The following is a 25,246-nucleotide window of genomic DNA, read 5'->3' as shown; positions in this document are numbered from 1 at the left end:
GCCGTGTCACGCCGACTCATGGTCGCGTCTCGCCGATCACTCGTACAGCGCGTTCGATCTGCGCCTCGGAGAGGTCCGCGCGCGCGGTCAGCCTGAGCCTTGAGATGCCGTCGGGCACGGAAGGAGGACGGAAGCAGCCCACGGCGAGGCCTGCCGTACGGCAGTCGGCCGCCCATTGCACGGCCCCCTCCGGGGACGGAGCCCGCACGGAGACCACCGCGGCGTCCGGGCGCACCGCCTCGTGACCCGCGGCGGTCAGGCGTGCGTGCAGTTCGGCGGCGACCGCACGCGCGCGTGCCGCACGCTCCGGCTCGCGGCGCAGCAGTCGCAGCGCCGCCAGGGCCGCGCCCGCCGCGGCGGGGGCGAGGCCCGTGTCGAAGATGAAGGTGCGGGCCGCGTTGACGAGGTGGTCGATGACCCGGGCGGGGCCGAGGACGACTCCGCCCTGGCTGCCGAGCGACTTGGACAGCGTGGCGGTCACGACCACGTCGTCGGCGCCCGCGAGGCCCGCCGCGTGCGGGGCGCCGCGGCCGCCGTCACCGAGGACGCCGAGGCCGTGCGCGTCGTCGACCAGCAGTCCCGCGCCGCGCTCCCGGCAGGCGGCGGCCAGTTCGGCCAGCGGGGCCGCGTCGCCGTCGACCGAGAAGACCGTGTCGGAGACGACGACCGCGCTCGCCGCGCTGTCCTCGTGGGTCTGCAGCGCCTTGCGCACCGCCTCCGGGTCGGCGTGCCCGACGACCTGGGTGGTGCCCCGGGCCAGCCGGCAGCCGTCGATGAGGGAGGCGTGGTTGCCCGCGTCGGAGACGATCAGCGAGCCGTGCGGGGCCAGTGCGGTGACCGCGGCGAGGTTGGCCGCGTAGCCGGAGGAGAAGACGAGTGCCGCCTCGAAGCCGCAGAAGCCGGCCAGCTCGTGCTCCAGTTCGGTGTGGAGTTCCGTCGTGCCGGTCACCAGTCGAGAGCCGGTCGAGCCGCCGCCCCAGGTCCGCGCGGCCACCGCCGCGCCCTCGGCGACGGCCGGATGGTGGGCCAGCCCGAGGTAGTCGTTGCTCGCGAGGTCCAGCAGCGGGGAGTCGGCCGGGCGCGGGCGCAGGGTCCGTACGAGTCCGGCGCGACGGCGCAGCCGCGCCTGTTCGTCGATCCAGCCGAACGCCATGGCTCCTCCGGGGCTTTTGTAGGCAGTGGACAGACACTAGCCGGACGAGCCGCACCCCATGGTGTGGCAATACACACACGACGAAGTGTCCCTGTTGTTCATTCTCTCCTTGGCCGGGAGCGCTTCCGTAAGACAGGATCGGCTTTCATGGACCTGCTGAACACGCTGGTGGACAAGGGGCTTCGGCGCGAGCTGCCGACCCGCGAGGAAGCTCTGGCCGTCCTCGCCACTTCCGACGACGACGTGCTCGATGTGGTGGCCGCGGCCGGAAAGGTGCGCCGGCACTGGTTCGGCCGACGGGTGAAACTCAACTACCTCGTCAACTTGAAGTCCGGACTGTGTCCGGAGGACTGCTCGTACTGCTCCCAGCGGCTCGGCTCCAAGGCCGACATCCTGAAGTACACCTGGATCAAGCCGGACGAGGCCTCGCAGGCCGCGGCAGCCGGTCTGGCGGGTGGCGCCAAGCGGGTGTGCCTGGTGGCGTCCGGGCGCGGGCCGACCGACCGGGACGTGGAGCGGGTCGCCGGCACCATCAAGGCGATCAAGGAGCAGAACGAGGGCGTCGAGGTGTGCGCCTGTCTCGGTCTGCTCTCCGACGGCCAGGCCGAGCGGCTGCGCGAGGCGGGCGCGGACGCCTACAACCACAACCTGAACACGTCCGAGGCGACGTACGGGGACATCACGACCACGCACACGTACGCCGACCGGGTGGACACCGTGACCAAGGCGCACGCGGCCGGTCTGTCCGCCTGCTCCGGTCTGATCGCGGGCATGGGTGAGAGCGACGAGGACCTGGTGGACGTGGTCTTCTCGCTGCGTGAGCTGGACCCGGACTCGGTGCCGGTGAACTTCCTGATCCCGATGGAGGGCACCCCGCTCGCCAAGGAGTGGCACCTCACCCCGCAGCGCTGTCTGCGGATCCTGGCGATGGTGCGGTTCGTGTGCCCGGACGTCGAGGTCCGCATCGCCGGCGGTCGCGAGGTCCACCTGCGGACCATGCAGCCCCTGGCGCTGAACCTGGCCAACTCGATCTTCCTCGGCGACTACCTCACCAGCGAGGGCCAGGCCGGCAAGGCCGACCTGGAGATGATCGCGGACGCCGGCTTCGAGGTGGAGGGCGCCGGCGAGGTGACGCTGCCGGAGCACCGGGTCACCTCGGGCGGCGGCTGTGGTTCGCACGCCGGGACCGGCTGCGGCTCCCACCAGGACGGCGGGTGCGGTTCGCACGCGGACGGCGGTGTCTGCGGTACGGCGGCGCCGGCGCCGTCGGCCGAGCCCCGCACCGACCTGGTCGCCATGCGCCACCGCGGTGTCGGCACGGATCTCGCGCCCAATGCCTGACCTGCCCGTGTCCGAGCTGCTGGAGCTCGACCGGCGGCATGTCTGGCATCCGTACGGGCCCATGCCCGGCCGGGTCGAACCGCTCGTCGTCGAGTCGGCGAGCGGGGTGCGGCTGCGGCTCGCGGACGGCTCGGGCGAGCTGGTCGACGGCATGTCGTCCTGGTGGTCGGCCATCCACGGCTACAACCACCCGGTGCTCAACGAGGCGGCGCGCGAGCAGCTCGGCCGGATGAGCCATGTGATGTTCGGCGGGCTCACCCACGAGCCTGCTGTCCGGCTCGCAAAGCACCTTGTCGACATGTCGCCCGAGGGTCTGGAGCATGTCTTCCTCACGGACTCCGGGTCGGTGTCGGTCGAGGTCGCGGCGAAGATGTGTCTGCAGTACTGGCGTTCGCTGGGCCGCCCCGGCAAACAGCGGCTGCTGACGTGGCGCGGCGGCTATCACGGCGACACCTGGCAGCCCATGTCGGTGTGCGACCCCGAGGGCGGGATGCACGAACTGTGGAGCGGGGTACTGCCGCGCCAGGTGTTCGTGGACGCGCCCCCGGCCGGGTACGAGGAGTCGTACGCGGAGCAACTGCGCTCGGCGATCGAGCGGCACGCCGGTGAACTGGCCGCGGTGATCGTCGAGCCGGTGGTGCAGGGCGCGGGCGGGATGCGCTTCCACTCCCCCGCATATCTGCGGGTGCTGCGGGAGGCGTGCGACGCGCATGACGTGCTGCTGGTGTTCGACGAGATCGCGACCGGGTTCGGCCGCACGGGCGCCCTGTTCGCGGCCGACCACGCGGCCGTGACGCCGGACGTCATGTGCGTGGGCAAGGCGCTGACCGGCGGCTATATGACGATGGCGGCGACCTTGTGCACATCCCGCGTGGCCGACGGCATCTCGCAGGGCGAGGTGCCGGTCCTGGCCCACGGCCCGACCTTCATGGGCAACCCCCTGGCCGCGTCCGTGGCCTGCGCCTCGATCGAGCTGCTGCTCGGCCAGGACTGGCTGGGCGAGGTCAAACGGATCGAGACGGGACTGCAGGAGGGGCTCGCACCGGCTCTCGACCTCCCGGGCGTGCAGGACGTACGCGTCCTCGGCGCCATCGGGGTCGTGCAGCTGGACCACTCCGTCGACATGAAGGCGGCGACGGACGCGGCCGTGCGCGAGGGCGTGTGGCTGCGGCCGTTCCGCGATCTGATCTACACGATGCCGCCGTACGTCACCGGGGACGCCGACGTGGCACGGATCGCGCGCGCGGTGTGCGCGGCGGCGCGAGAGGGATGACAACGGCATGACGATCCTGGTGATCACGGGCACCGGCACGGAGGTCGGCAAGACGGTCACGACCGCCGCGGTCGCCGCCTGCGCGCTCGCGGCCGGCCGGTCGGTGGCCGTGCTGAAGGCCGCGCAGACGGGCGTGGGGCCGGACGAGCCCGGGGACGCCGCCGAGGTCGCCCGCCTCGCGGGTGGCGTGACGGCGACCGAAATCGCCCGTTATCCCGAGCCGTTGGCGCCGGGGACGGCGGCCCGGCGGGCGGGGCTGCCCCCGGTGCGCCCGCAGGACGTCGCGGAGGCCGCCGCCAAGCTGGCCGCCGAGCACGACCTGGTGCTGGTCGAGGGGGCGGGCGGGCTGCTCGTCCGCTTCGACCCGGCGGGCGGGACGCTCGCGGACGCGGCGGAGCTGCTGAAGGCGCCGGTGCTGGTGGTGGCGTCGGCGGGCCTGGGGACGCTGAACACGACGGAGCTGACGGCACGTGAGCTCCGTTCCCGCCGGCTCGACCTGGCCGGAATCGTGATCGGCAGCTGGCCCGACTCCCCCGACCTCGCCTCCCGCTGCAACGTGGCGGACCTGCCGGACGTGGCCGACGCGCCACTCCTGGGCGCCCTGCCCGCCGGGGCGGGTTCACTGCCGGCCACCGACTTCCGCGCGAGTGCGACGAGTTGGCTGGCACCCCGACTGGATGGGGTCTGGGACACGGAGGCGTTCCGGCGACGGCAGGCACCGTAGGCGTTTTTCGCCCCCGCCGCCCCTACCCGTCCCGACCCGGGGGCCGGCCCCCGGACCCCCGCTCCTCAAACGCCGGAGGGGCTGAGTTTTTCAGCCCGTCCGGCGTTTGAGGACGAGGCCGTTCAGGCCGAAGCGGGGGTCTGGGGGCGGAGCCCCCAGGGGACGGGAATGGGAAGGGGCGGCGGGGGCGAGATCACGTTCTTGCCCCTGGGCGGACCGGTGCCCGCCGTCTGATCGCCGGTCGGCCGTCCGTGCGGTCGTCGGTCAGTGCGCGGATCAGTGCGTGGTCCGGGGAGAGCCGGCAGGCGGGGTCCGTGCGGGCGGCGTCGCCCGTGAGGGCGTACGCCTGGCAGCGGCAGCCGCCGTGGTCCTCCTCTCGGCGGGAACAGCTGCGGCAGGGGTCGGCCATCCAGTCGGTGCCGCGGTAGCGGCTGAAGGCCGGGGAATGGTCCCAGATCCAGGCCAGCGGATGGTCCCGGACGTTCGGCGGGTCCAGGTCCGGCAGCGAGGCCGCGGCCGGGCAGGGCAGGACGGTGCCGTCCGGGGCGACGGTGAGCGAGATGGCGCCCCAGCCGCCCATGCACGGCTTGGCCGCACCGTCGAAGTAGTCGGGGACGACCCAGACCAGCTCGGGGCCGTCCGGCGTGAGCCGCTCCCGCCACCGCTCGACGGCGTCCCGGGCCCGGGCCAGCTGCTCGCGCGTGGCGAGCAGGGCGGCGCGGTTGAGCAGGCCCCAGCCGTAGAACTGTGCGTTGGCCAGTTCGATGCGGTCCACGCCCCAGGACAGGCCCAGTTCGACGACGGCGTCGACGGCGTCGAGGTTCTCGTGGTGCAGGACGACGTTGAGGCCCAGGGGCAGGCCCGCGGCCCGTACGAGTGCGGCGGCCCGTTCCTTCTCGCCGAAGGAACGGCGTCCGGCGATCCGGTCCGAGACGCGCGGGTCGGCGTGCTGCACGGACAGCTGGACGCTGCGCAGCCCGGCCGCGGTGAGCGCGCCGAGCCGCTCCCCATCCAGGCCCACACCGCTGGTGACCAGCTGCGTGTAGATCCCGGCTGCCTCGGGCGCGGCGACGATCTGCTCCAGGTCCCGGCGCAGCAGCGGCTCACCGCCCGAGAGATGGGTGTGGACCACGCCGAACTCGCCCGCCTGGCGCATCACGTCCGCCCACTGCCCGGCGGTCAGCTCGCGTGAACGCCGGGTCAGCTCCAGCGGGTTGGAGCAGTACCCGCAGTGCAGCGGGCAGGCATGGGTGAGCTCGGCCAGCAGCGCCCAGGGCCGGGCGGGCGCGGGCGCCGGAGGGGCGGGTGCGGTCGGATCGGTGAGGGTCATCGCAGCCAGCCCTCCTTGCGGAGCCGTTCGAGGAACGGAGGGACGTCGGCGGCCACGGCGGCGCCCGGGAATCGTTCGGACAGTTCATCGACGATGTCGCGCACGCTCCGGGCGCCGTCGCACAGCGCGACGACCGCGCCGGCCCCGCCCTGCAGCACGACGACACGTTCGGGAAGGAGCAGCAGATCCATGTCCCGGGTGTGGTCGTGCCGCAGGAGAACGGCTGATGCCGGCACGGGCCGCCAGTCGGTCACCGACGTCGTACTCACCCCTGCTCCCGGCGTCCCGCCTGGTCCACGGCGTCCAGCAGCGACCACAGGACGTCGCACTTGAAACGCAGCGCCGCCAGGGCCCGCTCCTGGTCCTCCCGGCTGCGGGCCCAGCCGAGCACCAGGTCGAGTGCCTCGCGGCTGTCGCGCCGGCCCTGGGAGACCCGGGTGCGGAAGTAGGCGAGGCCCTGGGGTTCGATCCACCGGTAGTGGCGCTGGAAGGCCTCGATGCGGGTGCGCATCAGATCCGGAGCGGACAGTTCCGTCAGCGACGCGGCGACGGCTTCGAGGGGCGTGCGCAACCTGCAGAAGTTGACGTATCCGTCGACCGCCAGTCGTACGCCCGGCAGTACGCCGTCTCCGGCGAGCAGCGTCTCACGGGGCAGGCCGGCCGCCTCACCGAGCCGCAGCCACCGGTCGAGGCCGCCCTCGCGGTCCTGCTGGCCGTCGTGGTCCTGGATGCGGCGCAACCACATCCGGCGCAGCACCGGGGTGTCCAGCTTGGCCGTGATCAGGGCGTCCTTGACGGGGATGTGGCGCTGGTAGTGGAAACGGTTGACGATCCAGCGGCGCAGTTCGTCCTGGCTGAGATCGCCGCTGTGCATACGGAGGTTGAAGGGGTGGCTGTCGTGGTACCGCTCCTCCCCCACCGCGCGCAGTCGTGCCTCGAACTCGGCGGGGCGCCAGGGCTCCGCGAGCGGGTCGGGTGCCGTGTTCCGTGCGGTCGTGTTCAGTGCTGCCGTGGTCATAGGTCGATCACCATCCCGTCGTACGCCACCTCGAGGCCCAGCCGTGCGAGCCGCTTGTGCTGGGGCGCGGCCGGGTCGACGAGGGGGTTGGTGTTGTTGAGGTGGGTGTAGAGGCACCGGGCGGAGAGGCGTGCCAGGCGTTCGGCGGTTCCGTCCGGTCCCTCGATGGGCAGATGGCCCATGCCGGTGGCGGTGCGTTCGGAGATTCCCGTGCGGCGGGGCTCCTCGTCGTCCCAGAACGTGCCGTCCACGATGACGCAGTCGGCCTCGGCGGCCGCTTGCTGGAAGCGGTCCGGCCAGGCGGCCAGGGCGGGTGCGTAGAGCGCGGTGGCGCCGGAGGCCGGGTCATACAGACGCAGCGCCACCACCCATGCGTCGTCGTCCGGGGCGTCGGCGGCGTACCGCGGGCGCTTGCCCGACACCGGGATGCCGCTGATCTGCAGGCCCGAGGCGTCGCGGTCCAGCGGTTCGGCACCGCGCGGCGGTAGCTCCCGCCAGGTGAGGGAGGTGTACGGGGCCAGTACGTCGCCGAGGTGCAGTCGGTCCAGGAGCGCCCGCCGGACCGGGGCCGTGGAGATCACCTGGAGGGCGTCCGCCTCGCGCAGCCGTGCGATGCCCAGGGTGTGGTCGAGTTCGGCATCGGTGAGGACCAGTCCGGCGAGCGGTGTCTGCCGGGGGCCCGGCCCCGGGTGGAGTTCGGGCCGGGCTTCGATCTGGTCGCCGAGGTCGGGGGTCGCGTTGACGATGTACCAGCGGCCGTCGTCGGTCCGTACGGCGAGGGAGGCATGACGGCGGCGGCGGCCGGGGTGGGCGCGTGCCCCGGAGCATCCGGGGCACGCGCAGTTCCACTGGGGGATGCCGCCGCCGGCGGCGGTGCCGAGTACCAGCAGTTGCATGGCGTCGGTCAGCGGGAGCTGAGCGAGTAGGCGGTGACCTCGAGCGCGGTGTCGACGACCTCGTAGGCGGGCGTCTGCCAGATGACCCCGTCCGTGTCCTGCGAGGCGATCTGCTCGACCGGCTTGAGCTGTTCCGTGGCTTCGTTCATGGGTGATACGTCCTCTCCGGTGGGATTTCTGGGGGGCAGGGAGGGTCACTTGAGGGAGACGCGGAGGATTTTGTCCTTGCCGTATCCGAGGTCACTGGTGCCCACCCACAGTTCGTCCGCGCCGGGCACCTTGGCAATGGCGCGCAGGCGACCGAACCGGCCCGGGTAGAAGTCGACCGGCGTGCCGGTGAACTCGCTGTCCCCGTCGATCGGGATGCGCCACAGCCGCTTGCCGCGCAGTGACGTCACGTACATCACGTTGTCCACGATGGTGAGTTGGGCGGGCACGCCCCACTCCGGGTGGAACACGACCCTCGGGGTGGTCATGCCCTTGACGTCGCAGGCGCCCTCACAGGCGGGAAAGCCGTAGTTGGCGCCCGGTTTGATCAGGTTGATCTCGTCCCAGGTCTGGTCGCCGACCTCCGTCTCCCACAGGCGGCCGGTGCGGTCCCAGGCCAGGCCCTCCGGGTTGCGGTGACCGTAGCTGTAGACGCGGGTGCCGAACGGGTTGCCGGGGGCCGCGGCGCCGGACCTGGTGATGCGGAGGATCTTTCCGTTGAGCGACTTCTTGTCCTGCGCGAGCTTCGGCTGGTAGGCGTCGCCGGTGGAGACGTAGAGGTAGCCGTCGGGGCCGAAGGCGATCTGGCCGCCGTTGTGGTTGCCGACCCGTTTGATTCCGCCGAGCACCACCTTGTAGTTCGACAGCGAGCTGCCGTCGTAGTCCATGCTGACGACCTGGGTCCGGGTCCTGGTGGTGTGCACGAAGAACACCTGCTTGTCGGTCGTGCCGTTCCAGGTCGGGGACGGGGCGACGCCCAACAGGCCGCCGGGGCCGTCGTCATAGGGCTCGGGGACAGTGTTCGGCACTTCGCCGACCCGTGTCTTACGCCCGTCCCGGTCGAGGCGGTAGACCTGGTAGGTGAGCCGCTCGGTCACCAGCGCCGAGCCTCCGTCCGGCATGAACTTGATCTCCCAGGGCGTCTGCCATCCGGTGGAGAGCGTGCTGACGTCGTCCGTCGGATTACCGCCGTCCGCGGCGGCAGCCGTGAGCGCGGAGGTGGACGGCGCCGCGGCGGCGGGCGCCGACGGCGGCAGGCCGGCCGCGAGCAGTGCGGCCGCAGCGGCGAGCGAGCCCAGAACGATCCGGGATGGACGCCGCAGTGAGCGGCCTGGGTCTGTCATGTCGACGCCCTTCGTCGTTCCTCGAGTGAACCGTCGTCACGCGGCGTGTCCACACGCTCGCGAAGGGCAGCGTATTTCGCGGACATGGCCACAGCCTGTATTGAAATCATGACAATTGGCATCTTGTAGGCCATTCGGGTGAGCCTTGGGTGCGCGGGCCGAGGGTGCGGTGCAGGGCACGGCTGCGGGACGGGCCGACTGCTGCGGTGCTGCCCCACCGCGGGTCCGGACCAAGCAAATGCCATACAGCTCACGGGACTTGACGATGATCTGGAAGGCCGCGGCGGCAGCGGTCGTCATGGACCTGGACGCGCGGGTCCGGGTCGGTGCCGACCTGGACGGCGCCTTGTCCGGGCCGGGTGGTCGAGCGCGGTCTCGACCGGCCGTTCCTGCTGATGGACACGGCGGTCCACGAGGGCCTGAACAAGGACGCGTCCTGGTCCGCCTTCTGGGACTACCTAGCTGCTGGGCCGTCAGGCGTGTGACGGGATCGTCGGCGCGGCCGCGAGCGGGCGTGGCGGGAGATGCAGACCGGCAGCTCGTACCCGACCGCGCTGAACTCGGGCGACGAGACACCGGGCGCAAACAGGTGTGCGCCTTCGTCTCGTGAGCCGCGCCTGAACCGCGGGGGGTGCGCGGGGCCCGTACGGGGGAGAATCGCGGTAGGCCCGTCCTGCCGAGGAGGTCCTCATGCCGCTACGGTTCCCCGGTGCCGCCAAGCCGGCGCGGGATCCCGTGCACCATCCGCTGTTCGCCCGCTACTACGCCCGGATCGGTGTGACCGCCGAGACCCGGATGGGCATGGGCGGTGTCCGCGACCGGCTCCTGTCCGGACTGTCCGGGCGGGTGATCGAGATCGGCGCGGGCAACGGACTGAACTTCGCGCACTATCCAAGGACCGTCTCGGAGGTCGTGGCGATCGAACCGGAGCGCCGGCTGCGGCAGTTGGCCCTCGACGCCGCCCTCCGCTGCGAGGTGCCCGTGGATGTCGCTCCGGGCGCCGCGGAGGCACTGCCCGTCAAGAGCGAGGCCTTCGACGCGGTGGTGATCTCGCTGGTGCTGTGCAGCGTGCGGGACGTGCCGCGGGCGCTCGCGGAGATACGGCGGGTGCTGCGGCCCGGCGGCGTGGTGCGGTTCTTCGAGCACGGCCGCGGCGGCGGACCGGCGATGAGCTTCACCCAGCGCGCCCTGGACCGCACCTTGTGGCCGCCCCTGAACGGCGGCTGCCATCTGGCCCGCGACCCGATCGCCGCGCTGCGTGAGGCCGGGTTCGAACTCGGCCCGTACCGGCGGATGCTGATGCCTCAGAAGGGGCCGAGGCTGCCCACCTCGTACTGCGTGCTGGGCACGGCGTGGCGGCCGGACACCGGCGGGGCGGCCACCTGAAGCGCCCTGCTCACATGGTCCAGCCGCGCAGTTCCGCCGCGATGTCGTACACCGTGGCGTTGCCCCTCTTGACCAGGCGGGCCAGATCGCGCACCTGCACCGGCGAAGTGGTGACCCTGAGACCGCTGGCGACGAGGTAGGCGTACGCGACGGCCGAGGCGAAGAGGGCGTTCGAGCGCTCCAGCGCGGGGACGTGGATGAGGAGTTGGAGCAGGGCCGCCGCGCGTGCGTGCGGGTTGTCGTAGACGGGGACGTCGAAAATCTCGGCCTCGTGGCGCGCGACGGCCGCGACGAGGGCACCCCAGTCGGTGACCTGCGGGTCTCCGGGCGTCTTCTGTTCGGCGAGCATGAGAAGCCAGGCGAGATCGATGCTGAGGTTGCTCAAGGGATCAGTGGCGGGCTTCTCGGGTGTTGTCGTCCTCGCTGCCGAACTCCTCGGCGAAGACCGTCTCGTACTGCTTCATGAAGTCTGCGGCGGCCTCGACGAAGGTCTGGCCGACCTCTCCGGTGTCCTGTTTCACGAGTTCCTCGATGTAGCGGTTGACGCTCATGCCACGGGCGAGGGCGCGCTCGCGGGCGGCGCGGGCCGTGCCCTCGTCCACTCTCACGTTCAGCTGGGTCTTCGCCATACTTCGAAGCTAGCGCCGAAGTGCTAGCACGACAAGGGCTCCTCCCCCGGGTGGAGTGTGTCCCTTACATCGGAATCGGGGACCCGACCTGCGACGGAGACCGTCCCCGACCTTCGGCGGATATCCGGTGTGGGCGGTATCACACTACGCTCGGCCGGGACGGAGGAGTCGACACTCCATGCGAGCGAGGAGGCAGCGTTGTCCACAGCAGCTGCGGAGCACGCCCCCGGCCATGCGTCGGCCGACGGGATCGCGGCCCGCGCCCGCGGTCTGACCAAGGCCTACGGCTCGGGCGAGACGACCGTGCTGGCCCTGGACTCGGTGGACGTGGACATCGCGCGCGGCCGTTTCACCGCGGTGATGGGGCCGTCGGGCTCCGGGAAGTCCACCCTGATGCACTGCCTGGCGGGACTCGACTCGGTGTCGGCCGGCCAGGTGTGGCTCGGCGACACGGAGATCACGGGGCTGAAGGAGCGCGAGCTGACCCGGCTGCGCCGGGACCGGATCGGGTTCATGTTCCAGTCCTTCAACCTCATCCCGACACTGAACGCGGCCGAGAACATCACCCTGCCCATGGACATCGCGGGCAAGAAGCCCGACGAGAAGTGGCTGGACCAGGTCATCGACACCCTCGGGCTGCGGGACCGGCTCAAGCACCGGCCCTCGCAGCTGTCCGGCGGACAGCAGCAGCGCGTGGCGTGCGCCCGGGCGCTGGCCTCCAGGCCGGAGCTGATCTTCGCGGACGAGCCGACCGGCAACCTCGACTCACGGGCCGGACTCGAAGTGCTCGCCTTCCTGCGCGAGGCCGTCGACAGCCTCGGCCAGACCGTCGTCATGGTCACCCATGACCCGGGCGCCGCCGCCCACTCCGACCTGGTGCTCTTCCTAGGGGACGGACGGATCGTCGACGAGATGGAGCGCCCGACGGCGGAGGCGGTACTCGAACGAATGCGCCTCTTCACTGGGGGAAACACCCAGGCCCCCGGCTTCGACGTGATCCGCAGCCAGTTCGACGAGAGCGCCGCTCCCACCGAGGAGGACTGACACCGTGCTCAAGGCGACGCTCCGCAGCTTCCTCGCCCACAAGGGACGGCTGCTGCTCTCCGCGCTGGCGATCATCCTGTCCGTGGCTTTCGTCGCGGGCAGTCTGATCTTCTCCGACACGGTCACCCGCACCTTCGACCGGCTCTTCCACTCCACCTCCGCCGATGTGACGGTGGAGCCGAAGCAGGACCTCAAGTCCCGCGTGCCGACGGGCGCAGCCGAGACCGTGCCCGCCTCGCTCGCGGCGCGGGTCGCGAAGGTCGACGGGGTCGCCTCTTCCCACGCGGACGTCAGCGTCCAGAACATCACCGTCGTCGACAGCAGGAACAAGTCGGTCGGCCCCACCACCGGGGCGCCCACGATCGCCTCCGACTGGTACCTCACCGACCGCAGCCCCGTGAAACTGACCTCGGGCCACGCCCCGCAGGGCGGGGGCGAGGCGCTCCTGGACGCCGACACCGCCGACAAGAAGCATGTGAAGATCGGGGACACCCTGACGGTGCTCGCCCAGCCGGGCACCTTCAAGGTCAGGGTCGTCGGTATCGCGACCTTCACCACGACCAACCCGGGCGCGGCGCTGGTCTTCCTCGACCCTAGGACGGCGGCGACCCAGCTGCTCGGCTCTGCGGACAAGGCCACCAGCATCCAGGCCGACGCGGCGAAGGGCGTGAGCGACGCCCAGCTGAAGAGCCGTGTCGCAGCCGTGGTCGACACCGGAGCCTACGACGTGAAGACCGCCGACGAGCAGGCCAAGTCGGCCGCCTCGGACCTCGGCGGCTTCCTCGACGTCATCAAGTACGTGATGCTCGGCTTCGCCGGGATCGCCGTCCTGGTGGGCATTTTCCTGATCGTCAACACCTTCTCCATGCTGATCGCCCAGCGCACCCGGGAGCTGGGCCTGCTGAGGGCCCTCGGCGCCGACCGCCGGCAGGTGCGGCGCTCCGTGCTCACCGAGGCGATCCTGCTCGGCCTGGTCGGCTCGACGCTGGGCCTGGCGGCGGGCATCGGGCTCGCGGCCGGGCTGATCAAGCTGATGAGCGTGTTCGGGATGAACCTGAAGACCACGGAGATGGTCGTCGGGTGGGGCACCCCTGTGGCGGCGTACGTCGTCGGGGTCGGCGTCACGTTCGTGGCCGCGTATCTGCCGGCCCGGCGCGCGGCGGCCGTCTCCCCGATGGCCGCGCTCGCGGACGCCGAGATCGCCGGGATCGGCAAGCCGCTCAGGACGCGGGCGATCGTGGGCTCGGTCGTGGGAGCGCTCGGTGCGGCGGCCCTGGTCGGCTGCGCCACGGCGACGAAGACCGCCTCGTCGGCCTCGCTGCTGGGGCTCGGCGTCGTCCTGACCCTGATCGCGACGGTGATCGCGGGCCCGCTGCTCGTCCGCCCCGTCATCCGGGTCCTCGGCGCGGCCTTCCCCGCCCTGTTCGGCTCGGTCGGCCGCATGAGCCAGCGCAACGCCCTGCGCAACCCCCGCCGTACCGGCGCCACCGCGGCCGCCCTCATGGTGGGCCTCGCGCTGGTCGGGGGCATGTCCGTGGCCAGCGCCTCCATGTCGAAGTCCTTCGACCAGCAGATCGACAAGACGCTGGGCGCCGACTTCATCGTCCAGAACACCAACTTCGTGCCCTTCAACAAGGAGGTCACCGACGCGGTCCGCGCCACGCAGGGCGTCGGCCTCGTCGTACGGCAGCGGTTCGCACCGGTGGCCGTACGGCTTCCGGACGGCAAGCGCATCGAGACCACCGCCGCGGGTTACGACGACGGGGTCGACGACGTCGCACACGTGACGTACGCGGCCGGGGACACGGCGGCGGCTTTGGCCGGCGGCAACATCGGCATGGACGTCAAGTTCGCGAAGAAGCACGACGTCAGGATCGGCAGCACGATCCCCGTCGAGTTCCCGGCCGGACGGAGGACCACGCTGAAGGTCGGCGCCCTCACCGACCAGGACCAGGCCGAGGGCTTCGGCATGCAGGGCGGGCTGTTCTTCGGCATCGCGACGGTCGAGAAGTACGTACCCGGCGGACAGGACTCCGCGCTGTACGTCAACAAGGCCGCCGGCACGAGCGCCGACCAGCTGCGCAAGAACCTGGAGCACACGCTCAAGCCGTATCCCCAGGTCCAGGTCCGCGACCAGGCCGACTACAAGAAGCTGGTGCACGACCAGATCGCCGTGCTGCTCTACCTCGTGTACGCGCTGCTGGGGCTGGCGATCATCATCGCGGTGCTCGGCGTGGTCAACACCCTCGCCCTGTCGGTGGTGGAGCGGACCCGGGAGATCGGGCTGCTGCGGGCCATCGGGCTCGCCCGGCGGCAGTTGCGCCGGATGATCCGGCTGGAGTCGGTGGTGATCGCGGTGTTCGGCGCGGTGCTCGGGCTCGCGCTCGGTCTGGTGTGGGGTGTGTGCACCCAGCAGGTGCTGGCGCTGCAGGGCATGAAGGCGCTCGCGATCCCGTGGACCACGATCGTCGCGGTGGTGATCGGCTCCGCGGTGGTGGGCATCGTGGCGGCCCTGCTGCCCGCGTTGCGTGCATCTCGCATGAATGTGCTGGCAGCCATCGCGCACGAGTGACGGAATCGCGGCAGAGGCTCAAGTCCCGTGCAGGTGAGGAGAGTTCATGCCGCGTCCGTTCCGTTTCGGTGTCAATCTGCAGGCCGAACACGACCGGGCGGGGCTGCCGTTCGGCTCCCGCGGAAGCGCGTGGACCATCTGCAGCGCACGACCGAGGAGTTGGACCGGCTGCCCGGCTCCGACGGACTCCCCCACTCGGGCCGAACTGAACCTGCTCATCCAAAAGGTGCTGACGGTTCTGGAGCCGTACATGGAGGCGTTCGCGCCGGTCGTCGCGGAGCTGGGCGGGCACTGACCTGAAAACGTCCATGCCGGACGTACAGCCACCCGCCGTCAACTGCCCATATCATCGGCCCGGTTCGCGCGTGCCGCGTGCGGGGAGGGGTGGGGATGAGAGAGCTGGAGCTGCTGGGTCTGGTCGTGGTGCCCTTTGCCACCTACTACGGTGTGGCCCGGCAACGCCGCTGGCGCATCCTGGTGTCGGCGTTGTACTCCCTGGTCGGCGTGCTGCTTTACGCCAACGACGACATGCACGGCTGGCGCATGGCGTGGTATCTCGCCGACCTGGTCGCGATGCTGCTGATACTGCGCTTCCTGAACAGCCCCGAGCGGGTGGACCGGCTGGTGGAGAGAATCTGGGCGCTGACACCGCCCGAGGAGTCCGACAGAACCCGGGTGGAGCAGGAGCTGCACCGTCTGTCCCACGAACCTCGGCTGCACTGGATGTGCCTGGAACTCGACACCGGTGGCGACCTTTTGGTCACCACGAACCTGAACGGCCGGTCGGCGCGGCGCCGGTTCCGTGTGGCGGAAGAATGCCCCCATTGCCTCCTGGAAGGGCTTGTCGCGTCATTCGTCGCCGTCGAGCCGGTCGAAGAAATCGCGTTCTACCGCACCGGAACTTCTCAGGGCGAGGGATACGCCGCGTACGTCTACTTCGACAGGTCAACGGCAGGCGTACGCATCGACGTCGCTCAGACCACCCGTATGGTGGCCCTGCCGGCCGGCGAGTGTTCCGTTCACGCCCTGTGAGCCGCGCAGCGCCGCGGCGGCCGGTTTCCGGGCGCCGGTGTCAGCTGCCGCCGAGAGTCCGGTGCCGGTGCGCGAGGTGCCGCAACCGGGCGACCTCGACCTGCTCCCGCAATCGGGCCTCGACACGCTCTCGGGCGGCCGGGTCCTGGTTCTCCTCCCACCACGCCTCGCCTGTCTCGAGCCGCCGCTCCTCCGCTGCGTCCGGCTGTGCCCCCAGACGAAGACGTTGGCAGCGGCAAGGGCGGTAGCGCAACCGGTCGGCATGGTCCGTGTCCGGATCCCATCGGGCCAGGAGGAGGGCGACGTCCGTTGCGTCGTGGTGCTCGGCCAGACCGCGCACGCGATCGGCGTACCTCAGCACCTCCAACTCCCGGCACAGCGCGCAGCACCGGCACCAGGGCACCAGTTCCCCGTTGGCGCGGACCAGGTCTGCGATGGCGTCGGCCAGTGGCCGGGGCAGATGGCTGTGCGCAGCGAGGTGGGCCAGTTGCAGGAGGTCCCTGACGGGATGGGGTGCCTCCCAGGCCGCTGTGATGTGTCCGGCGGCCAGGACCGTCTCGTCGGCGTCGCGGCGGCGGGCCAGGAGACGAACGTCGAACAGGGCCCGCTCCTCCCCCGCGGCCCCGGCCTCCCGTTCCGACGGATCCATGTCCCACCAGAGGTGATACTCCAACGCGTCGTCGGCAGCTGACCCGGCTTCGAGCGGCAGATGGAGGACGTGTGACGACTCCGCACGCAGGTGTGGGGCCATGTCCTCCCACAGGCCACCGGGCGGCAGAGCCGACGAAGGTGGCAACCGGCGGCGCAGTGAGGTGATGCGAGCGCGGAACAGCCGCAGCCGCAGCCGCAGAGCGGTCTCGGAGGCGGGGGCGAGGTCGGCCGGGGGCCGCACGACGATCACGGCGTGCCCTGCCAGGACACCGGCCGGCTGCTCCGACTCGAATCGCAGGTCCAGCACCCCGGCTCCGCTGTCGGACATCACGGGCACACCCTCCTCGGTCGGAACGCGCCATCGGAACACCTGGTACACCCGTGTTCCCTCCGGGCGAAGCTACGGGTCGGCTGCCCGGGTCGGCAATGCCGCGACAGCGCCCGGGGGTTGCCGCGGTCCATGAGGCCGGCGGTTCGGCGCCGGCGCCGCAACAGGACCCCACAGCACGTGATCGTCAGCCCGCGCTACACGCCCGGACACCGGGTCGTGTTCCTTGGTCCTTCTCGGTGGCGACGGCGGACGCGGACAGGAGCGTCGCAGCCGCGAGGCTGCCCCAGAGCGCGGTCGGGCCGAGCGGTGCGAGAGCCGTCATGACCGCCGGGGAGACGGCGAGGCCGAAGCTCGTGGAGAGCTGGAAGCGAGCGAGGGCGCGTCCCAGGACACGGGCCGGGGCGAGCGCGGTGACGAGCGCGGTGGCGCTGCCGGCGTAGATGATCTCGCCGATCGTTCAGACCACGGCCACCATGGCCACTGCCGGGGCACCCCAGTCGTGTCCCATCCGCTCACGACTCGGCGGCACGGCCGTTACGTCCGGTACACCCTCAGCCTGCCCGCTCTGACGACGTGGGCGCCGACCTGCCGGCGGCCGTACTGCGCTGATCGACCGGTCAGGCCCGCTCCGCCCACCGCATCGGAACTGATGTGAACGTGTCACGCTTGGCTTAAACTCACGGCGATACGGGGCGGGTTCGTGTGCTCTCCGCCCAAGATGTCCCGCCCTGCTGCGGCCCGAGTACCGCCCGGAGACAACATGAGGCCCCTGGATCCCGGGGATCCGTCGGCCGTCGGCGGCTACCCGCTGCTGGCGCTGCTCGGCGCCGGCGGCATGGGACAGGTCTTCCTTTCCCGTACGGCTTCCGGGCGGCTGCTGGCGTTGAAGACGCTGCGGCCCGAGTTCGGCCTGAACCCCGGCTTCGAGGAGCGGTTCGCCCGCGAGATCGCCAGCAGCGACCAAGTGCGCTCCGCCTGGACGGTGTCGGTCGTCGACTACAGCCCCGCCGGGCAGCGCCCGCAGTGGCTGGCCACGGAGTACGTCGCCGCCCCCTCCCTCGCCGACTGGGTCGGGCGAACGGGACCCTTGCCCGAAGGCACCGTCCGGGCCCTGGCCGCGGAACTCGCCGAAGGGCTGCGGGCCGTGCACCGGGCCGGCCTCGCCCACCGTGACGTGAAGCCGTCCAACGTGCTCCTGGCCCGCCGTCACCCCCTGCTCATCGACTTCGGCATCGCCCGCGCCGCCGATGACACCCGCCACACAGGCACGGGCGGCGTCATCGGGTCGCCGGGATACATGGCGCCGGAGCAGGCGACCGGCGGGATATCGGCCGAGCCCGGCGACGTCTTCTCGCTGGGGGCGACGCTGGTGTACGCCGCCACCGGCATCGGCCCCTTCCTGCACCCGGGCGAAAACCCCTCGGCGGCGCAGCTGCTGTACCGGATCGTGCACGAGGAGCCGACGCTGCACGGCGTGCCGGAGACGCTCGCGCCACTGCTCGCCGCCTGCCTTCACAAGTCGCCGCAGGCCCGCCCGACCGCGGGCGAGCTGTTGGACCGCGTCGGCGCCTGTCCCGGCGGCTGGGCAGCGGCCCTGCCGCCGGACCTGTCCGCGGACATCGCCGCGAGGGAAACCGCGGCGCAGGCGGTGCTGCAGCGCCCGGTGCCGCCGCCCCCGCACCCCGCGCAACCGGCCGGGTTCGGACCGCCAGGTGAGGGCATCGGTTCCCCGTCGCCCGCCGCCTACGGGCCGCCCGCCGCCCCCATGCACGCCCCGGCCTCTACGGCCGGAACCGCTCGTGGCCTCGCCCCGGACGGGGCCGCCCCCGCGCGCGGTCGGCGTGCCGCACGGCTGCGCACGGCCGCCGTGGCCGCGGGCGTGGCGGCGACCGCAGCCGTCGTCGCCGCCCTGTCCTGGCCGCACGGCACCGACGACGGGACGGGCGGCGGGCACACCTCCGCACCGACATCCCCTGCTCCGTCCTCGTCCGGCGCGACCGCCACGGACGCCCTGCCCACCTCCTGGGTCGGCACCTGGAAGGGAACAGGGCCCGGCAGTGCCTCCGGCGACGGCGTCGTGAACGCACGCACGAGCAAGGTGTCCGTGACCGTCACCCTGCACGCCGCTTCCCGGGGCGACATCGTCGGCCGACAGGTCAGCCACGTGACCGACGCCGACAACGGCCAGGACATCGGCTGCACCGAGACCCTGCGCCTGCGGGAGACGCACACGTCGTCGATGGTTTTCGAGGCAGCCACGAGCACTCCTACGGACCCGTCCAACGCCGTGCTGTGCGTGCGGGGCAACATCTACACCCTGACGAAAACGGGCGCGAACACCCTGTCCCTGGGCGACGAGGGCAGCCAGACTGCGGGCGCACCCTCACGGCTGACCCGCTCCTCCTGATCCACGGCCGGCACCGACCGAGTCGGCAATCCGAAGGGCCAGCGCGTCGGAATGCCGACTCCCCGGCACAGAAACCGATCGCCAGAGAGGCGAACCATCTGCTTGGCTCGCCCCATGAGTGATCTTCGCATTCGTAGCGCGACGCCGGACGACCTCGACGACGTCCTGGCCTTCTGGAAGACGGCCGCCGAGGGCACGAGCATCAGTGACGACCGGGACGGGGTGGAGCGGCTGGTGGCGCGCGACCCGGAGGCGCTACTGCTGGCCGAGCAGGACGGGCAGCTGGTGGGCACGGTGATCGCGGGCTTCGACGGCTGGCGCTGCCATCTGTACCGGCTGGCGGTACGCCCGGACCGCCGCCGCCAGGGCATCGGCTCGGCACTGCTGGCTGCGGCCGAGGAACGCTTCGTACGGCTCGGAGGGCGCCGCGGGGACGCGATGGTGCTGGTGCGCAACGAGACCGGGCAGCATGCCTGGCGGGCGGCCGGGTACACGCCCGAGGAGCACTGGCGGCGGTGGGTGAAGCACCTCACACCCTGATCACCTTTGCCGATCCTTTACCATTGGAGGACCGTGTCCGGATCCCTTCCGGCCCTCCGATGAAAGGTGTGAGCGTCCGCCCATGGGCGAGCCTCCCAGTAGTGCGCGCAGTAGACGACATCGCGCGTTCCTCCCGCCCCTGTCCGACGATGGGACGGAGGTGACCCGATGACCGAAGTGCTCCTCCTGCTGGTGGCGATCCTGCTCTCGCTCGCCTGCGGCGCCTTCGTCGCGGCCGAGTTCTCGCTGACCACGGTCGAGCGGGCTGAGCTCGAACGGGCCGTGGAGCGCGGCGAGCGGGGCGCGGCGGGCGCCCTCAAGGCCGTCCGGAGCCTGACCTTCCAGCTCTCCGGCGCGCAGCTCGGCATCACCGTCACCAACCTGGTCGTCGGCATGCTCGCCGAACCGTCGATCGCCAAGCTGATCGCGGGCCCGCTGGAGGCCCTCGGCATCTCGTCCTCGGCGGCGAGCTCGCTCGCCCTGGTGCTGGGTACGGCCCTGTCGACCGTCTTCCTGATGGTCGTCGGCGAACTGGTGCCCAAGAACTGGGCGATCTCCTCGCCGCTGGCCGTGGCCAAGCGGGTGGGCAATGCGCAGCGCCTGTTCAGTGCGGTCTTCCGCCCCTTCATCAGCCACCTCAACAACACGGCGAACCACGCGGTGCGCCGCTTCGGCCTGGAGCCCACCGAGGAACTGGCCTCGGCGCGCGGCCCCGAGGAGCTGGCCGCTCTCGCCCGGCACTCCGCCAAGGAGGGCGCCCTGGAGGCGGACACCGCGGAGCTGTTCGTACGGACCCTGAACCTCGCCGACCTGACCGCTGAGAACGTGATGACGCCCCGCGTCCAGGTCATCGCCCTCGAGGTCCAGGCCACCTGCGAGGACGTGGCGAACGCGACCCGGGCCACCGGGCTGTCCCGCTTCCCGGTCTTCCGCGGCAGCCTCGACTCGGTCGTGGGCACCGCGCACATCAAGGACGTCCTGGCGATACCTGCCCACCGTCGCACCCACACCCGGGTCGCCGAGCTGATGCGGGAGCCGCTCCTCGTCCCCGAGACCCTCACCGTCGACCGGCTGCTGGACCGGCTGTCCGGCAAGCGCACCATGGCCGTCGTCATCGACGAGTACGGCGGCACCGCGGGCGTGGCCACCCTGGAGGACATCGTCGAGGAGGTCGTCGGCGAGGTGCGGGACGAGCACGACCCGCACGAGACGCCCGACCTGGCCCCCGCGGGCAGCGACGACGCGGGTCGCGCCCTGTACTCGGCCGACGGCTCGGCCCGGGTGGACCAGCTCGTGCGCGTCGGTCTCAGGGCGCCGGAGGGGCCGTACGAGACGCTGGCCGGACTCGTCGCGACGGAGCTCGGCCGCATCCCGGCCGTGGGCGACTTCGTCGAGGTCGGCGGATGGCGGCTCGACGTGGTGGACGCCTCGGGGCGCAGGGCCGCACGGGTGCTGATGCACGCGCCCTTCGATGACCAGGCGGACGGTACGACGAACCGGGAGGCCACGAAGTGACCGCCGTACAGCTGCTGATCGGCCTTGCGACCCTCGTCGTCAACGCCTTCTTCGTCGGCGCCGAGTTCGCGTTGATCTCCGTACGACGTTCGCAGATCGAGCAGTATGTGGAAGGGGACGCGGAGGGCGACCGGCGGGCCAAGAGCGTGCTGTGGGGCCTGGAGCACGTGTCCGCGCTGATGGCGGCCGCGCAGCTCGGCATCACGCTGTGCACGCTGGTCCTGGGTGTGGTCGCGGAACCGGCCATCGCGCATCTGCTGGAGCCGGTGTTCCACGCCGTGGGCGTGCCCGAGTCGGCGGGACATGCGGTGTCCTTCGTGATCGCGCTGACCCTGGCGACGTATCTGCACATGCTGCTCGGCGAGATGGTGCCGAAGAACATCGCGCTCGCGGAGCCGGTGCGCAGCGCGCTGCTGCTCGGGCCGCCGCTGGTCGCCCTGGCGCGGGCACTGCGCCCGGTGATCTTCGCGATCAACGCCTTCGCCAACGCCCTCCTGAAGCTGTTGCGGGTGGAGACCAAGGACGAGGTCGCGGCCACCTTCTCGGACGCCGAGCTGGCCCGGATCGTGCGGGACTCGGGCGAGGCGGGGCTGATCGACGACCGCGCGCTGGAGCGGCTGCACGACGCGCTGGAGCTGGGCCGCCGTCCGGTGCGCGACGTGGTGCTCCCGCTGGAAGGCGTCGTCTACGCGCGCGTGGGCGTCACCCCGGAGGAGCTGGAGCGGCTGTCGGCCCAGTCGGGCTTCTCCCGCTTCCCGGTGGTGGACGAGGGCCGTCGTATTGTCGGCTATCTGCACGTCAAGGATGCGCTGGACGCCTCGCCGCGGGATGTGCCGTTCCGGGTGCGGGACATGCGGCCCATCGCGCGCGTGCGGGAGGGCACACCGCTGGACGACGTGCTCACGGCGATGCGCGGCAGCCGCACACACCTGGCGGCCGTGCTCGGCAGGGACGGCCGGCTGGCCGGTCTGGTGACCATGGAGGACGTGCTGCAGGAGCTGTTCGGACAGCGGGCCTGAGCCGTCCGGCGGGAGCGCAGGGCCGACCGACCGGCGGGTATGGAACCGGGATACCATCTCTTCCGCCATGCACAAGAACCCCATACACACCAGCCTGGTCGCGGTCGGCGACTCCTTCACCGAGGGCATGTCGGACCTGCTGCCCGACGGCTCCTACCGGGGCTGGGCCGATCTCCTCGCCGGCCGGATGGCGGCCGTCACCCCCGGCTTCCGGTACGCCAACCTCGCGGTGCGCGGCAAGCTGATCGGGCAGATCGTCGACGAGCAGGTCGACGTGGCGGCCGCCATGCAGCCCGACGTGATCACGCTGGTGGGCGGCCTCAACGACACCCTGCGGCCCAAGTGCGACATGGGGCGGGTACGGGGGCTGCTCACCGAGGCCGTGGAGCGGCTGGCCCCCGCCTGCAAGCAGCTCGTGCTGATGCGCAGCCCGGGCCGCCAGGGGCCGGTCCTGGACCGCTTCCGGCCGCGCATGGAGGAACTGTTCGCCACGGTCGACGAGCTCGCGGCGCAGCACGGCGCGGTCGTCGTCGACCTGTACGGGGCCCCGTCGCTCTCCGACCCGCGCATGTGGGACGTCGACCGGCTGCACCTGACGGCGGAAGGGCACCGCAGGGTCGCCGAGGCCGTCTGGCAGACGCTCGGCTACGACCCCGAGGACGCCGACTGGCACGCGCCCATGGCGGCGACGCCGCCTCCGGGCTGGACCGCGCGGCGGGTGGCGGACGTCCGCTTCGCCCGGCAGCATCTGCTGCCGTGGATCGGCCGCCGCCTCACGGGCCGCTCCTCGGGCGACGGCCGCCCGGCCAAGCGCCCGGAACTCCTGCCGTACGAGGGCCCGGCGACGTAGGGTCTCGCCCCCGCCGCCCCTTCCCGTCCCGATCCGGGGGCCAGCCCCCGGACCCCCGCTCCTCAAACGCCGGAGGGGCTGAGTTTTTCAGCCCGTCCGGCGTTTGAGGACGAGGCCGTTCAGGCCGAAAGCGGGGGTCTGGGGGCGGCAGCCCCCAGGATCGGGACGGGTAGGGGCGGCGGGGGCGAGAACATTCGTAGGTTCCGCCGAACGCACCCGCGGCGCTGGCCTGCATGAATCGCCAGTAGAATCCGTACACTGTTCTACAGTGCCACAGATCTGTGCAGGTCATGCGGCATGAGCGACGTTCCAAGAGAGATCGAATCTCACAATTTCTCACCCCAGGGCTTTTTGATCTAGGCCATGGAACGCGTCCAGGGCCGCCGCCGCGCCTCTCATGTCCTCGGCCTCGATGGATACGTATTTCCGCTTGGTGAAAGCCGCGTTCGTGTGGCCCGCCCAGGCCGCCAGGATGACGTCAGGGACTCCGCTCAGGGCGAGCGCCTTGAGCACAGCATGCCGGGCGTCGTACAGACGCACCTGACGCAGCCCGAGCCGGCGCATGAGCCGGTAGGCGTGCTCCCGCAGCTGGCGCGTGTTCAGCGGGATACCGAGCTCGTTCACGACGACGTACCCGGTGTCGGTGTACGCCTCCCCCGCAGCCTCCCTCTCGGCCAGCTGGCGCCGCTGGAACGCCAGCAGGGCGTCCCATGGGCCGCGCGGGAGCGGCAGTGAGCGCTCGCCGGATGCGGTCTTGGTGTCCTTCTCCAGTACGCGCACGTTGCCGATCATCGTCCGGGTGATGGTGATGGAGAGCAGACCAACCTCGAGGTCGAGATCCTTCCAGCGCTGCCCGCACACCTCCGCAGGCCTTAGCCCCATCAAGCTCAGCAGGAGGGGCGCGAACAGGCGGTCGCCCTCGATGCCCCGGATGTACGTCTGCACCTCTGGGACCGTCCACGGCTTCGGCCGGTCCCGCTCACGCTTGTCGGTCTTCTTGTCGGCGAGCGACGGCCGCACCTGGGAGGCGACATTGACGCTGACCAGCTTGCGGACGACGGCCCGCGCGAGGGCGCCGCGCAGACGGATGAGGACTCCCTCGACCGTCGATATCGCCAGCCGGGTGCCCTTCTCGCCGCCCGCGCGCCGGCCGCTGGCTACCAGCTCGTCGACGAACTCGCGGACGTGGTCCTCGCTGAGCTCCTGCAGCCGGATGTGCCCGAGCCCTTCGTAGACGTGCACCAGGGCGAGCCGGTAGGAGCGGATCGTCGTTTCCTCGACGTCCCGCCGCTTGTACTCCAACCACTGGTCAAGCCACTCCCCCACCGTGATCTTGTTGGGGACGATCAGCGTGCCAGCGGCCCGCTGATGCAGGATCCGGTCGCGTTCCTCCCGGCACTCCCTCGCCGTGTTCCTGGTGACCGTGATCTGGATACGCTTGCCGTTCTCGTCCCGGCCGGCCTCAACCATCAGCCGGTAACGAACCTTCCCGCTCGCCAGGACAATCCGCTTCGGCTCAGCCATCGGTACTCCTGGCCGGCGGGTACTTCCACACCGGCTCGCCCTTCTCGTCCCAGTTGAACGAGCCCTGCACCTTGCCTTCTTCGCGGTACGCCTTCATCTGCTCGGCGCTGTACTGCTCACCCCCAGGCCGGAGCGGGCGCAGCCATGCCGGCCGCCCATACAGGGTGTACTCCATCCACTGATCCTCGGGATGGCGAGAGGGGTCGAACTTCAAGGGAGTGCGGCCATCTGCCCACTCCCAGGCCGCTAGCGCCGGCACATCACCGGCGCCCGTGACGGCGACTGGACTGTCGGGCCCATCCGTGAAGGGGAGCATCAACGCTGACGGACTGACGCCGAGCACGATGGCAAGAGCGGCCAGCTCATCGACGGTCACCTGTCGCTCGCCACGCTCGATCTTCGAGACCGCAGAGGGCGCGATCGGACGCCCCACCTTGGTCAGTCGGCCCGCCAACTCGTAGGTAGACCATCCACGGACGTCGTCCCGAATGCGGCGGACGTTGGCGGCCACCGCCAGCGCCGTGGGTCCCATCTCTACGGCGCCCCGGCGCCTCTTCTGCTCCTCAGCCATGCGCAACAGAGTACGGGTCAGATGAATCTTTCCTGACCCCGAACTGTCTGATACTTTCGTCTCCATGGGAGAAGTCTAGGTTCACGTGAACCTAAATTCAACGCGCATG

General features: G+C 71.2%; 26 protein-coding genes and 1 pseudogene. 14 read left to right on the top strand and 13 right to left on the bottom strand.

Features of this window, described 5'->3' with window-relative positions:
- Nucleotides 1-16 precede the first annotated feature (16 nt).
- Nucleotides 17-1,153 carry an 8-amino-7-oxononanoate synthase gene (locus tag ACFY1E_RS29390; RefSeq protein ID WP_389080831.1) on the bottom strand — a complete coding sequence of 379 codons (1,137 nt, stop codon included), beginning with the start codon at nt 1,151-1,153 and terminating at the stop codon, nt 17-19.
- A gap of 147 nt (nt 1,154-1,300) precedes the next feature.
- Between ACFY1E_RS29390 and bioB the strand changes: the two genes are divergently transcribed.
- The 3 genes from bioB to bioD are packed head-to-tail and all read left to right on the top strand — an operon-like array spanning nt 1,301 to nt 4,491.
- On the top strand, nt 1,301-2,494 hold the full coding sequence (gene bioB, locus ACFY1E_RS29385; RefSeq protein ID WP_389080829.1) for a biotin synthase BioB: 1,194 nt from the start codon (nt 1,301-1,303) through the stop codon (nt 2,492-2,494).
- Nucleotides 2,487-3,767, top strand: coding sequence for an adenosylmethionine--8-amino-7-oxononanoate transaminase (locus ACFY1E_RS29380; protein ID WP_389080827.1), 1,281 nt, complete (start codon nt 2,487-2,489; stop codon nt 3,765-3,767). Before bioB ends, ACFY1E_RS29380 begins: the two co-directional genes overlap by 8 nt.
- A 7-nt stretch (nt 3,768-3,774) precedes the next feature.
- A complete protein-coding gene (gene bioD / locus ACFY1E_RS29375; protein ID WP_389080824.1) occupies nt 3,775-4,491 on the top strand; it encodes a dethiobiotin synthase in 717 nt (238 codons plus the stop codon).
- Nucleotides 4,492-4,684: 193 nt separating this feature from the next.
- On the opposite strand, the gene pqqE is transcribed toward bioD, so the two are convergent.
- The 6 genes from pqqE to ACFY1E_RS29345 are packed head-to-tail and all read right to left on the bottom strand — an operon-like array spanning nt 4,685 to nt 9,066.
- Nucleotides 4,685-5,821: a pyrroloquinoline quinone biosynthesis protein PqqE gene (pqqE, locus tag ACFY1E_RS29370; RefSeq protein WP_389080821.1), complete on the bottom strand. Its 1,137-nt coding sequence runs from the start codon at nt 5,819-5,821 to the stop codon at nt 4,685-4,687.
- Nucleotides 5,818-6,090: a pyrroloquinoline quinone biosynthesis peptide chaperone PqqD gene (gene pqqD, locus ACFY1E_RS29365; protein ID WP_389080819.1), complete on the bottom strand. Its 273-nt coding sequence runs from the start codon at nt 6,088-6,090 to the stop codon at nt 5,818-5,820. Before pqqD ends, pqqE begins: the two co-directional genes overlap by 4 nt.
- Nucleotides 6,087-6,839: a pyrroloquinoline-quinone synthase PqqC gene (gene pqqC, locus ACFY1E_RS29360; protein WP_389080816.1), complete on the bottom strand. Its 753-nt coding sequence runs from the start codon at nt 6,837-6,839 to the stop codon at nt 6,087-6,089. The genes pqqD and pqqC overlap by 4 nt, the downstream gene beginning before the upstream one ends.
- Nucleotides 6,836-7,735 carry a pyrroloquinoline quinone biosynthesis protein PqqB gene (gene pqqB / locus ACFY1E_RS29355; protein WP_389080814.1) on the bottom strand — a complete coding sequence of 300 codons (900 nt, stop codon included), beginning with the start codon at nt 7,733-7,735 and terminating at the stop codon, nt 6,836-6,838. Before pqqB ends, pqqC begins: the two co-directional genes overlap by 4 nt.
- 8 nt (nt 7,736-7,743) lie before the next feature.
- On the bottom strand, nt 7,744-7,884 hold the full coding sequence (gene pqqA / locus ACFY1E_RS29350) for a pyrroloquinoline quinone precursor peptide PqqA (RefSeq protein WP_389080811.1): 141 nt from the start codon (nt 7,882-7,884) through the stop codon (nt 7,744-7,746).
- 45 nt (nt 7,885-7,929) lie between these two features.
- Complete coding sequence (locus tag ACFY1E_RS29345; protein ID WP_389080809.1) at nt 7,930-9,066, bottom strand: PQQ-dependent sugar dehydrogenase; 1,137 nt, start codon at nt 9,064-9,066, stop codon at nt 7,930-7,932.
- A 326-nt stretch (nt 9,067-9,392) separates the two neighbouring features.
- Between ACFY1E_RS29345 and ACFY1E_RS29340 the strand changes: the two genes are divergently transcribed.
- Nucleotides 9,393-9,551, top strand: a complete 159-nt coding sequence (locus ACFY1E_RS29340; protein ID WP_389080806.1) for a hypothetical protein — start codon at nt 9,393-9,395, stop codon at nt 9,549-9,551.
- A gap of 205 nt (nt 9,552-9,756) precedes the next feature.
- Nucleotides 9,757-10,452 carry a class I SAM-dependent methyltransferase gene (locus tag ACFY1E_RS29335; protein WP_389080804.1) on the top strand — a complete coding sequence of 232 codons (696 nt, stop codon included), beginning with the start codon at nt 9,757-9,759 and terminating at the stop codon, nt 10,450-10,452.
- 10 nt (nt 10,453-10,462) lie between these two features.
- On the opposite strand, the gene ACFY1E_RS29330 is transcribed toward ACFY1E_RS29335, so the two are convergent.
- Both ACFY1E_RS29330 and ACFY1E_RS29325 read right to left on the bottom strand, forming a co-directional pair.
- Nucleotides 10,463-10,837 (bottom strand): fic family toxin-antitoxin system, toxin component, encoded by a 375-nt coding sequence (locus tag ACFY1E_RS29330; RefSeq protein ID WP_389080801.1) that lies wholly within the window; start codon nt 10,835-10,837, stop codon nt 10,463-10,465.
- A 4-nt stretch (nt 10,838-10,841) separates the two neighbouring features.
- On the bottom strand, nt 10,842-11,081 hold the full coding sequence (locus ACFY1E_RS29325) for a toxin-antitoxin system HicB family antitoxin (RefSeq protein ID WP_389080799.1): 240 nt from the start codon (nt 11,079-11,081) through the stop codon (nt 10,842-10,844).
- A 198-nt stretch (nt 11,082-11,279) separates the two neighbouring features.
- On the opposite strand from ACFY1E_RS29325, the gene ACFY1E_RS29320 reads away from it, so the two are divergent.
- The 4 genes from ACFY1E_RS29320 to ACFY1E_RS29305 all read left to right on the top strand — a co-directional run bounded on the left by ACFY1E_RS29320 (nt 11,280) and on the right by ACFY1E_RS29305 (nt 15,729).
- Entirely contained in the window at nt 11,280-12,125 is an 846-nt protein-coding gene (locus tag ACFY1E_RS29320; protein WP_389080796.1) for an ABC transporter ATP-binding protein, read from the top strand.
- A 4-nt stretch (nt 12,126-12,129) separates the two neighbouring features.
- Nucleotides 12,130-14,697, top strand: a complete 2,568-nt coding sequence (locus ACFY1E_RS29315) for an ABC transporter permease (protein ID WP_389080794.1) — start codon at nt 12,130-12,132, stop codon at nt 14,695-14,697.
- 46 nt (nt 14,698-14,743) lie between these two features.
- On the top strand, nt 14,744-14,992 hold the full coding sequence (locus ACFY1E_RS29310) for a hypothetical protein (RefSeq protein WP_389080791.1): 249 nt from the start codon (nt 14,744-14,746) through the stop codon (nt 14,990-14,992).
- Nucleotides 14,993-15,087: 95 nt separating this feature from the next.
- Nucleotides 15,088-15,729 (top strand): hypothetical protein, encoded by a 642-nt coding sequence (locus ACFY1E_RS29305; protein WP_389080789.1) that lies wholly within the window; start codon nt 15,088-15,090, stop codon nt 15,727-15,729.
- A 40-nt stretch (nt 15,730-15,769) separates the two neighbouring features.
- Here the strand turns inward: ACFY1E_RS29305 and ACFY1E_RS29300 are convergent, their stop codons facing one another.
- Together ACFY1E_RS29300 and ACFY1E_RS29295 are read right to left on the bottom strand one after the other, a co-directional pair.
- Nucleotides 15,770-16,708 carry a hypothetical protein gene (locus tag ACFY1E_RS29300; protein ID WP_389080786.1) on the bottom strand — a complete coding sequence of 313 codons (939 nt, stop codon included), beginning with the start codon at nt 16,706-16,708 and terminating at the stop codon, nt 15,770-15,772.
- Nucleotides 16,709-16,895: 187 nt separating this feature from the next.
- A pseudogene (locus ACFY1E_RS29295) lies at nt 16,896-17,219 on the bottom strand (MFS transporter); the annotation flags it as partial.
- A 252-nt stretch (nt 17,220-17,471) separates the two neighbouring features.
- On the opposite strand from ACFY1E_RS29295, the gene ACFY1E_RS29290 reads away from it, so the two are divergent.
- From ACFY1E_RS29290 to ACFY1E_RS29270, 5 genes are all read left to right on the top strand, one after another.
- The gene (locus ACFY1E_RS29290) at nt 17,472-19,118 is read left to right on the top strand and encodes a serine/threonine-protein kinase (RefSeq protein ID WP_389080784.1); all 1,647 of its coding nucleotides are present in this window, start codon (nt 17,472-17,474) and stop codon (nt 19,116-19,118) included.
- 114 nt (nt 19,119-19,232) lie between these two features.
- Nucleotides 19,233-19,658: a GNAT family N-acetyltransferase gene (locus tag ACFY1E_RS29285; RefSeq protein WP_389080781.1), complete on the top strand. Its 426-nt coding sequence runs from the start codon at nt 19,233-19,235 to the stop codon at nt 19,656-19,658.
- A 168-nt stretch (nt 19,659-19,826) separates the two neighbouring features.
- Nucleotides 19,827-21,173, top strand: a complete 1,347-nt coding sequence (locus ACFY1E_RS29280; protein WP_389080778.1) for a hemolysin family protein — start codon at nt 19,827-19,829, stop codon at nt 21,171-21,173.
- Entirely contained in the window at nt 21,170-22,192 is a 1,023-nt protein-coding gene (locus tag ACFY1E_RS29275; protein WP_389080776.1) for a hemolysin family protein, read from the top strand. Before ACFY1E_RS29280 ends, ACFY1E_RS29275 begins: the two co-directional genes overlap by 4 nt.
- 67 nt (nt 22,193-22,259) lie before the next feature.
- Nucleotides 22,260-23,042, top strand: coding sequence for an SGNH/GDSL hydrolase family protein (locus tag ACFY1E_RS29270; protein WP_389080773.1), 783 nt, complete (start codon nt 22,260-22,262; stop codon nt 23,040-23,042).
- A gap of 336 nt (nt 23,043-23,378) precedes the next feature.
- On the opposite strand, the gene xerC is transcribed toward ACFY1E_RS29270, so the two are convergent.
- Nucleotides 23,379-24,566, bottom strand: coding sequence for a tyrosine recombinase XerC (gene xerC, locus ACFY1E_RS29265; protein WP_389080771.1), 1,188 nt, complete (start codon nt 24,564-24,566; stop codon nt 23,379-23,381).
- Nucleotides 24,559-25,203, bottom strand: coding sequence for a helix-turn-helix domain-containing protein (locus tag ACFY1E_RS29260; RefSeq protein WP_389080768.1), 645 nt, complete (start codon nt 25,201-25,203; stop codon nt 24,559-24,561). The genes xerC and ACFY1E_RS29260 overlap by 8 nt, the downstream gene beginning before the upstream one ends.
- Nucleotides 25,204-25,246: the final 43 nt, after the last annotated feature.

This window comes from Streptomyces sp. NPDC001604, from assembly GCF_042893475.1.
Taxonomy (GTDB): Bacteria; Actinomycetota; Actinomycetes; order Streptomycetales; family Streptomycetaceae; genus Streptomyces.
This window is presented reverse-complemented; position numbering and strand designations above follow the sequence as displayed.

Excerpts from the sequence above, each read along its gene's own strand:
- ACFY1E_RS29380 (WP_389080827.1), top strand. The coding sequence starts at position 2,487 with ATGCCTGACCTGCCCGTGTCCGAGCTGCTGGAGCTCGACCGGCGGCAT.
- pqqA (WP_389080811.1), bottom strand. The coding sequence starts at position 7,884 with ATGAACGAAGCCACGGAACAGCTCAAGCCGGTCGAGCAGATCGCCTCG.
- ACFY1E_RS29305 (WP_389080789.1), top strand. The coding sequence starts at position 15,088 with ATGAGAGAGCTGGAGCTGCTGGGTCTGGTCGTGGTGCCCTTTGCCACC.
- ACFY1E_RS29285 (WP_389080781.1), top strand. The coding sequence starts at position 19,233 with ATGAGTGATCTTCGCATTCGTAGCGCGACGCCGGACGACCTCGACGAC.
- ACFY1E_RS29290 (WP_389080784.1), top strand. The coding sequence starts at position 17,472 with ATGAGGCCCCTGGATCCCGGGGATCCGTCGGCCGTCGGCGGCTACCCG.
- ACFY1E_RS29260 (WP_389080768.1), bottom strand. The coding sequence starts at position 25,203 with ATGGAGACGAAAGTATCAGACAGTTCGGGGTCAGGAAAGATTCATCTG.
- ACFY1E_RS29325 (WP_389080799.1), bottom strand. The coding sequence starts at position 11,081 with ATGGCGAAGACCCAGCTGAACGTGAGAGTGGACGAGGGCACGGCCCGC.
- bioB (WP_389080829.1), top strand. The coding sequence starts at position 1,301 with ATGGACCTGCTGAACACGCTGGTGGACAAGGGGCTTCGGCGCGAGCTG.
- ACFY1E_RS29390 (WP_389080831.1), bottom strand. The coding sequence starts at position 1,153 with ATGGCGTTCGGCTGGATCGACGAACAGGCGCGGCTGCGCCGTCGCGCC.
- ACFY1E_RS29270 (WP_389080773.1), top strand. The coding sequence starts at position 22,260 with ATGCACAAGAACCCCATACACACCAGCCTGGTCGCGGTCGGCGACTCC.
- pqqB (WP_389080814.1), bottom strand. The coding sequence starts at position 7,735 with ATGCAACTGCTGGTACTCGGCACCGCCGCCGGCGGCGGCATCCCCCAG.
- ACFY1E_RS29310 (WP_389080791.1), top strand. The coding sequence starts at position 14,744 with ATGCCGCGTCCGTTCCGTTTCGGTGTCAATCTGCAGGCCGAACACGAC.
- pqqC (WP_389080816.1), bottom strand. The coding sequence starts at position 6,839 with ATGACCACGGCAGCACTGAACACGACCGCACGGAACACGGCACCCGAC.
- ACFY1E_RS29345 (WP_389080809.1), bottom strand. The coding sequence starts at position 9,066 with ATGACAGACCCAGGCCGCTCACTGCGGCGTCCATCCCGGATCGTTCTG.
- ACFY1E_RS29335 (WP_389080804.1), top strand. The coding sequence starts at position 9,757 with ATGCCGCTACGGTTCCCCGGTGCCGCCAAGCCGGCGCGGGATCCCGTG.
- xerC (WP_389080771.1), bottom strand. The coding sequence starts at position 24,566 with ATGGCTGAGCCGAAGCGGATTGTCCTGGCGAGCGGGAAGGTTCGTTAC.
- ACFY1E_RS29280 (WP_389080778.1), top strand. The coding sequence starts at position 19,827 with ATGACCGAAGTGCTCCTCCTGCTGGTGGCGATCCTGCTCTCGCTCGCC.
- bioD (WP_389080824.1), top strand. The coding sequence starts at position 3,775 with ATGACGATCCTGGTGATCACGGGCACCGGCACGGAGGTCGGCAAGACG.
- ACFY1E_RS29300 (WP_389080786.1), bottom strand. The coding sequence starts at position 16,708 with ATGTCCGACAGCGGAGCCGGGGTGCTGGACCTGCGATTCGAGTCGGAG.
- pqqE (WP_389080821.1), bottom strand. The coding sequence starts at position 5,821 with ATGACCCTCACCGATCCGACCGCACCCGCCCCTCCGGCGCCCGCGCCC.